7 protein-coding genes, 1 tRNA gene and 1 pseudogene are annotated in these 6,506 nt (G+C 57.6%); all 9 read right to left on the reverse strand.

What is annotated here, in order from left to right:
• Nucleotides 1-46 precede the first annotated feature (46 nt).
• Entirely contained in the window at nucleotides 47-1,351 is a 1,305-nt protein-coding gene (gene nuoF / locus QZ862_RS14390) for an NADH-quinone oxidoreductase subunit NuoF (RefSeq protein WP_296020964.1), read from the reverse strand.
• Nucleotides 1,352-1,392: 41 nt separating this feature from the next.
• Nucleotides 1,393-2,175: pseudogene (nuoE, locus tag QZ862_RS14395) on the reverse strand (NADH-quinone oxidoreductase subunit NuoE); the annotation flags it as partial.
• A 16-nt stretch (nucleotides 2,176-2,191) separates the two neighbouring features.
• Nucleotides 2,192-2,446, reverse strand: a complete 255-nt coding sequence (locus QZ862_RS14400; RefSeq protein WP_296020966.1) for a hypothetical protein — start codon at nucleotides 2,444-2,446, stop codon at nucleotides 2,192-2,194.
• A complete protein-coding gene (locus tag QZ862_RS14405) occupies nucleotides 2,446-3,636 on the reverse strand; it encodes an NADH-quinone oxidoreductase subunit D (protein ID WP_296020967.1) in 1,191 nt (396 codons plus the stop codon). Before QZ862_RS14405 ends, QZ862_RS14400 begins: the two co-directional genes overlap by 1 nt.
• Nucleotides 3,636-4,067 carry a GFA family protein gene (locus tag QZ862_RS14410; RefSeq protein WP_296038177.1) on the reverse strand — a complete coding sequence of 144 codons (432 nt, stop codon included), beginning with the start codon at nucleotides 4,065-4,067 and terminating at the stop codon, nucleotides 3,636-3,638. The genes QZ862_RS14405 and QZ862_RS14410 overlap by 1 nt, the downstream gene beginning before the upstream one ends.
• On the reverse strand, nucleotides 4,064-4,666 hold the full coding sequence (locus QZ862_RS14415) for an NADH-quinone oxidoreductase subunit C (protein WP_296020970.1): 603 nt from the start codon (nucleotides 4,664-4,666) through the stop codon (nucleotides 4,064-4,066). Before QZ862_RS14415 ends, QZ862_RS14410 begins: the two co-directional genes overlap by 4 nt.
• Nucleotides 4,667-4,683: 17 nt before the next feature.
• A complete protein-coding gene (locus QZ862_RS14420; protein WP_296020971.1) occupies nucleotides 4,684-5,268 on the reverse strand; it encodes an NADH-quinone oxidoreductase subunit B in 585 nt (194 codons plus the stop codon).
• A complete protein-coding gene (locus QZ862_RS14425; RefSeq protein ID WP_027672972.1) occupies nucleotides 5,259-5,624 on the reverse strand; it encodes an NADH-quinone oxidoreductase subunit A in 366 nt (121 codons plus the stop codon). The genes QZ862_RS14420 and QZ862_RS14425 overlap by 10 nt, the downstream gene beginning before the upstream one ends.
• Nucleotides 5,625-6,045: 421 nt before the next feature.
• Nucleotides 6,046-6,122 (reverse strand) — tRNA-Asp (locus QZ862_RS14430).
• Between the last annotated feature and the right edge of the window lie 384 nt (nucleotides 6,123-6,506).

Here is a 6,506-nt window from a genome sequence, read left to right on the forward strand (position 1 = left end):
GGGATCGGTGAAACCCGGTCCCATGCCTTGTCACGCGCGTTAAGCGTTATTCGGCAGCTTCCATTACAGCGCCGTCATCCATGGCCCTGTAAGTGTATTGGTCGATGCGCTTTTCGATTTCCGGACGGAAATTGCGGATCAGCGCCTGAACCGGCCACGCGGCAGCATCGCCAAGCGCGCAGATGGTGTGGCCTTCGATCTGCTTGGTCACTTCGAACAGCATGTCGATTTCGCGCTTCTGCGCGTTGCCCTTAACCATACGCTCGAGAACGCGCCACATCCAGCCGGTGCCCTCGCGGCAAGGCGTGCATTGGCCACAGCTCTCATGCTTGAAGAAAGCCGCGATACGGGCAATCGCCTTGATGACGTCGGTGGACTTGTCCATGACGATCATGCCGCCGGTACCGAAGGACGACTTCACTTCGCGCATGCCGTCGAAGTCCATGATGGCGTCCTTCATGTCCTCACCGCGAACGATGGGGCAGGATGCGCCGCCAGGAATGACGCCGAGAAGATTGTCCCAACCGCCGCGAATGCCACCACAGTGACGCTCGATCAGTTCCTTGAAGGACAGACCCAGCGCATCTTCGAAGGTGCACGGACGCTCAACATGACCAGAGACCATGAACAGCTTGGTGCCGACGTTGTTCGGGCGGCCGATCGAAGAGAACCAGGACGCGCCACGACGCAGGATCGTCGGTGCAACCGCAATCGATTCCACGTTGTTGACCGTGGTCGGGCAGCCATAGAGACCCATATTGGCCGGGAATGGCGGCTTCAGGCGCGGCTGGCCCTTCTTGCCTTCCAGGCTTTCGAGCAGAGCCGTTTCCTCGCCGCAGATATAGGCACCCGCGCCATGGTGAACGTAGATGTCGAAGTCCCAGCCATTCTTGTTGTTAGCGCCGAGCAGACCAGCGTCATAGCACTCATCGATTGCAGCCTGAAGCGCTTCGCGCTCACGCATATATTCGCCGCGCACATAAATGTAAGCGGTATGAGCACCCATGGCGAAACCAGCAATCACGCAGCCTTCGATCAGCGTATGCGGATCGTGGCGCAGAATTTCGCGGTCCTTGCAGGTACCGGGCTCGGACTCATCGGCATTGACGACGAGGTAATGCGGGCGGCCATCGCTTTCCTTCGGCATGAAGGACCACTTCAGGCCGGTTGGGAAGCCTGCACCACCACGACCACGAAGACCGGACGCCTTCATCTCGTTGATGATCCAGTCACGGCCCTTTTCGATGATCTGCTTGGTGCCGTCCCAGTGGCCACGTGCCATGTTGCCCTTGAGCGACTTGTCCTTGAGGCCGTAGAGATTGGTAAAGATACGATCTTGATCTTTCAGCATGGTTCAACCTCTCACTGCGACTTCTTGGCATCGCTGTTGGTATCGGCAGCCTTGGCATTTTCTGCTGCAGCCTTCGGCTCCGTCGCCGGCGTCTTCAGCTTCGGATCGGTTTCCGGTGTATCCGTCTTCGGCTTTGCAGCGTTGGAAGGCGGCGTCTGCGCAGCATCTGCTGCAGGCTCTTCTTTCTTGTCGAGATTGGAGCGATCCGGCTTTGTTTCTTCCGTCAACGTCGTCAGCGGACCGACAGGTGCAGACAGATGACGATCGATCTGAGGACCGGGCGTGATCGTATCACCCTTGTCTGCTTCGAAAGCATCGATGATCTCTTCCAGGCGCTCAGGCGTCAGATCCTCGTAAGCATCCTTGAAAATGATGACCATAGGCGCATTCACACAGGCGCCCTGACATTCAACCTCTTCCCAAGAGAGCGTGCCGCTTTCGTTGGTATGCAGCGGATCGTGATGGATCTTGTGGCGGCAGACATCCATCAGCGCTTCAGAGCCACGCAGCATGCATGGCGTCGTGCCGCAGACCTGGATGTGAGCCTTGGTGCCCACTGGCTTGATCTGGAACTGCGTATAGAAAGTCGCAACTTCGAGAACGCGGATATAGGCCATATCCAGCATCTCGGCGATCTTCTCGATGGCGGCGCGGGTGACCCAGCCGTCTTGCTCCTGGGCGCGCATCAGCAGCGGGATGACCGCGGACTGCTGTCGTCCTTCCGGATATTTCTTGATCGTCTTTTCCGCCCACACCGTATTGTCCGCATTGAATGCGAAGCTTGCGGGCTGGAACTGATCTTCGGCTAGTCGACGAACGGACATACTTCCTCACGCCTCATCAATTTAACGATTCACACCGCGATCTCGCCACCGTGACGAACTCGCAAGCGTAAGCCGCTTTGTCTTTTTGCATAAACACAATGAATTTGCTGCCGTTTGGGAGCGAAGACTTAATCTCGTACCCCAAATCCAGCAGCTGCTTGATCGTCGAACTGCCGCCGCTTCCACCCGACGACACGTCGCTCGTCGCCGTCTGGGCGAAGAGCGGTGTCGTGGCGGCAAGCAAAGCCGATATGGCCAGCGGCAGACGCATCAGCGGTCGACCTCCCCGAACACGATGTCGAGAGAGCCAAGAACAGCGGTCACGTCAGCGAGCTGATGACCCTTGCAGAGGAAGTCCATCGCCTGCAGGTGGGCATAGCCCGGAGCGCGGATCTTGCAGCGGTAGGGCTTGTTGGTGCCATCTGCCACAACATAGACGCCGAACTCGCCCTTGGGCGCTTCGACGGCCGCATACACTTCGCCAGCCGGTACGTGGTAGCCCTCGGTGTAGAGCTTGAAGTGGTGGATCAGCGCTTCCATCGAGCGCTTCATCTCACCGCGCTTCGGTGGAACAACCTTGCCATCCAGCGCCGAGACCGCACCGATGCGATGCTTGCCCGACAGAAGCTCGACGCACTGCTTCATGATCTTCACCGATTCGCGCATTTCCTGCATGCGGATCAGATATCGGTCGTAGCAGTCGCCATGCTTGCCGACCGGAATATCAAATTCGAGATCGGAATAGCATTCGTACGGCTGCGCGCGGCGCAGATCCCAGGCAGCGCCCGAACCGCGAACCATCACGCCTGTAAAGCCCCAGGCAAACGCATCTTCCAGCGACACAACGCCGATATCGACGTTACGCTGCTTGTAGATGCGGTTGTCGGTCAGAAGGCCTTCGATATTGTCGAGAACGGTGATGAACGGATCGCACCACTTGCCGATATCATCGACCAGTTCCGGTGGAATGTCCTGGTGGACACCGCCGGGACGGAAATAGGCGGCGTGCATGCGTGCGCCGCAGGCGCGCTCATAAAACACCATCAGCTTTTCGCGCTCTTCGAAGCCCCAGACCGGCGGCGTCATGGCGCCTACGTCCATGGCCTGCGTCGTGACGTTCATGATGTGCGACAGGATGCGGCCGATTTCCGAGTAGAGAACGCGGATCAACTGGCCGCGCATCGGGATTTCAAGCCCGAGCAGCCGTTCGACAGCAAGCGCAAAGGCGTGTTCCTGGTTCATCGGCGCGACATAGTCGAGACGGTCGAAGTATGGGACAGCCTGAAGATAGGTCTTGGCTTCGATCAGCTTTTCCGTGCCGCGATGAAGCAAGCCAATATGCGGATCGACGCGCTCGACGATTTCGCCATCGAGTTCCAGAACCAGACGCAGCACACCGTGCGCGGATGGATGTTCCGGACCGAAGTTGATCGTAAAATTGCGAACGTTATGTTCAGTCATCAGTGTTGCTCCGCCGACGTGATCATGGCGATGAATTCGGGGCCGGTCATGGTTTTGGTGGCCTCGGCGAACGAATAGCTTGTCGGCTTTTCGTCAATGAAAATCTGCGATGCCAGCGTGAAGCTGGACGGGTCGTTGAAGAGCTGAGCAGAAACGGCAAAATGCGCGCCATCCTTGGAGCGCCACATCACCGTGCTGCCGCACGTCTTGCAGAAGCAGCGCTCACCCCATTCGGAGGACGAATACACGCCGAGCGCGGCTGCGTTCTCAACCGATACGGACTGGCATTCAACAGCGAGGAAAACACCGCCGGACCAGCGACGGCACATGGAGCAATGGCACGCCCCCATTTCCCGGGCGCCGATCGTCGCTTCAACGCGAACGGCGCCGCAAAGACATTGTCCCTGCTCTGTGGAAATCGCTTCGCTCATTGCTTGGCCTTTTCATCGCCCGGAAGAACGTAATCCGTCCCTTCCCAAGGCGAGAGGAAGTCGAAGCTGCGGAATTCCTGCTTCAACTCCACGGGCTCGTAAAGAACCCGTTTCTGGACGTCATCGTAGCGCACTTCCACAAAACCGGTGAGCGGAAAATCCTTGCGCAACGGATGACCTTCGAAGCCGTAATCTGTGAGGATACGACGAAGATCGGAATGGCCTTCGAATGGAATGCCATACATGTCCCAGGCTTCGCGCTCGAACCACTCGGCGCCATAGAATACAGACGTCGCAGACGGAACGGCCTCGTCTTCCGCCGCTTGAAGCTTGATGCGAACACGCAGGTTCTGGCGAGGAGACAGCAGGTGATAGACAACATCGAAGCGCTTTTCGCGCTGCGGCCAGTCAACGCCGCAAATGTCGATGATGTTGACAAAACTGCACTGCACGTCGTCGCGCAGGAAGGTCAGAAGCGCGATGATGCTTTCCGGTGTCGTGTTCAGCGTCAACTCGCCGTAAGCGATGGCATGCGACTCAATAAGAGAGCCGCGCGCTTCCTGCACATAGGCCGCGAAATCATTAAGAGCTTCGCTCATTCTTCAGTCCTCTGCCCTTAACGCTCGATCGTGCCTGTGCGGCGGATTTTCTTCTGCAGCAGAAGCACGCCGTAAAGCAACGCTTCGGCCGTGGGGGGACAGCCTGGCACATAAATGTCGACTGGCACGACACGGTCGCAACCGCGAACGACGGCGTAGGAATAGTGATAATACCCGCCGCCATTGGCACAGGAGCCCATGGAGATGACGTAACGCGGCTCCGGCATCTGGTCATAGACCTTGCGAAGTGCTGGCGCCATCTTGTTGGTGAGCGTGCCGGCAACGATCATCACGTCCGACTGCCGCGGTGAAGCGCGCGGGGCAACGCCGAAGCGCTCCATGTCGTAACGCGGACCGGACGCCTGCATGAGACCTTCGACGGCGCAGCAGGCAAGACCGAACTGCATCCACATCAGCGAGCCGGTGCGCGCCCAGGTGATGAGCTCGTCGGTCGAGGTGACGAGAAAGCCCTTGTCGGCCAGCTCGTCATTGATTTCGCTGAAATAGGCGTCGTCGCTACCAACCGGTTTGCCGGTGGCTGGATCGATAATGCCCTTGGGCTTTTGCGCGATAAGCGTCGAGTCGTTTTGAACTACGCCCATTCCAGCGCTCCCTTCTTCCATTCATAGATGAAGCCGATGGTCAGAACGGCCAGAAACACCATCATGGACCAAAAGCCGAACCAGCCGAGTTCACCGAAGGACACAGCCCAAGGGAAGAGGAATGCGACTTCAAGGTCGAAGATGATGAAAAGGATCGAAACGAGATAGAATCGAATGTCGAACTTCATGCGCGCATCGTCGAACGCGTTGAAACCGCACTCGAATGCGGAAAGCTTCTCAGGATCGGGATTCTTGTAAGCAACCGCGAAAGGCGCGATCAACAGCGCCAGGCCGATGACGAGTGCGATACCGATAAAGATTGCGATTGGAATATAGGAACTGAGGAGTTCAGTCATTGTCTCTTCCTTGCCCGACCGAGTGTCGGACACCCATTTGGAACCGACGTTCCGCAGGGCCGAATTGTGTTGCAACGCCGCAGTGGTTAGCGCAGCCGCGCCATCTCTGCAAGGGTTTAAGCACCTTTTCGCGCCAATCCCGCCACGGATTAGACACCGTCGCGTCAAACAGCTGGTGCATCGATCATCCGAAGTATAGCTAAATACTTAAGAAACATCGACAAAAATCGTTTGAAAGACGCTTTTAAAAAGTCACGTAATTTTGCGCCCTCCGGTAACGTTTTATGACATCGAAGAGGCATTGGAACTGGACTTTCAGAAGCAACAATGCGACGGCTCCATGGGAGCGAGATCCGATCGATCTCGCAGCGCAAACCGCCGTCTCCAAGATACAACTCAGGCTATTGGAGGTATATAAAAATGGCGCGAGTGACGGGGCTCGAACCCGCGACCTCCGGCGTGACAGGCCGGCACTCTAACCGACTGAGCTACACCCGCGCATTTCTTGGTGAACCGCTAGGCGGTCCGCCGTTCCGAAGCGGCAGCGCCGTTTCGATGAGCGGCTAACTACGGGGTTCCCTCTGGAGTGTCAAGCGCGATGAAAGACAAAATCGTGACATTTTTCGAGACAGCCGCGCAAAGCCCTGAGAAGCAAGGAAACCGCCTCGAACTTTTTTCGTGCGCCGATCGCCTCCAAAGTGGGGTCATCGGTTCCCGACCATAGTTTCAATGGCTTACCGGCCCCATCCAAAGCCGGAATCGATGCGTTGCCATAAGAGAGTCGCCGAATCCGCCGGTCCGGCGCGGTGAAAAAGGCGCGGTCGGCCGCACTTATCCACAGTCTCGGGCGCGGAACGCCGCATTCCCGGGGCTTCTGTCAAA

It is taken from the genome of uncultured Agrobacterium sp. (genome assembly GCA_913777615.1).
Lineage (GTDB): Bacteria > Pseudomonadota > Alphaproteobacteria > Rhizobiales > Rhizobiaceae > Agrobacterium.

Bases quoted from the DNA above. Each gene is read 5' to 3' on its own strand.
- nuoF (WP_296020964.1), bottom strand. From the start codon at position 1,351: ATGCTGAAAGATCAAGATCGTATCTTTACCAATCTCTACGGCCTCAAG.
- QZ862_RS14400 (WP_296020966.1), bottom strand. From the start codon at position 2,446: ATGCGTCTGCCGCTGGCCATATCGGCTTTGCTTGCCGCCACGACACCG.
- QZ862_RS14405 (WP_296020967.1), bottom strand. From the start codon at position 3,636: ATGACTGAACATAACGTTCGCAATTTTACGATCAACTTCGGTCCGGAA.
- QZ862_RS14410 (WP_296038177.1), bottom strand. From the start codon at position 4,067: ATGAGCGAAGCGATTTCCACAGAGCAGGGACAATGTCTTTGCGGCGCC.
- QZ862_RS14415 (WP_296020970.1), bottom strand. From the start codon at position 4,666: ATGAGCGAAGCTCTTAATGATTTCGCGGCCTATGTGCAGGAAGCGCGC.
- QZ862_RS14420 (WP_296020971.1), bottom strand. From the start codon at position 5,268: ATGGGCGTAGTTCAAAACGACTCGACGCTTATCGCGCAAAAGCCCAAG.
- QZ862_RS14425 (WP_027672972.1), bottom strand. From the start codon at position 5,624: ATGACTGAACTCCTCAGTTCCTATATTCCAATCGCAATCTTTATCGGT.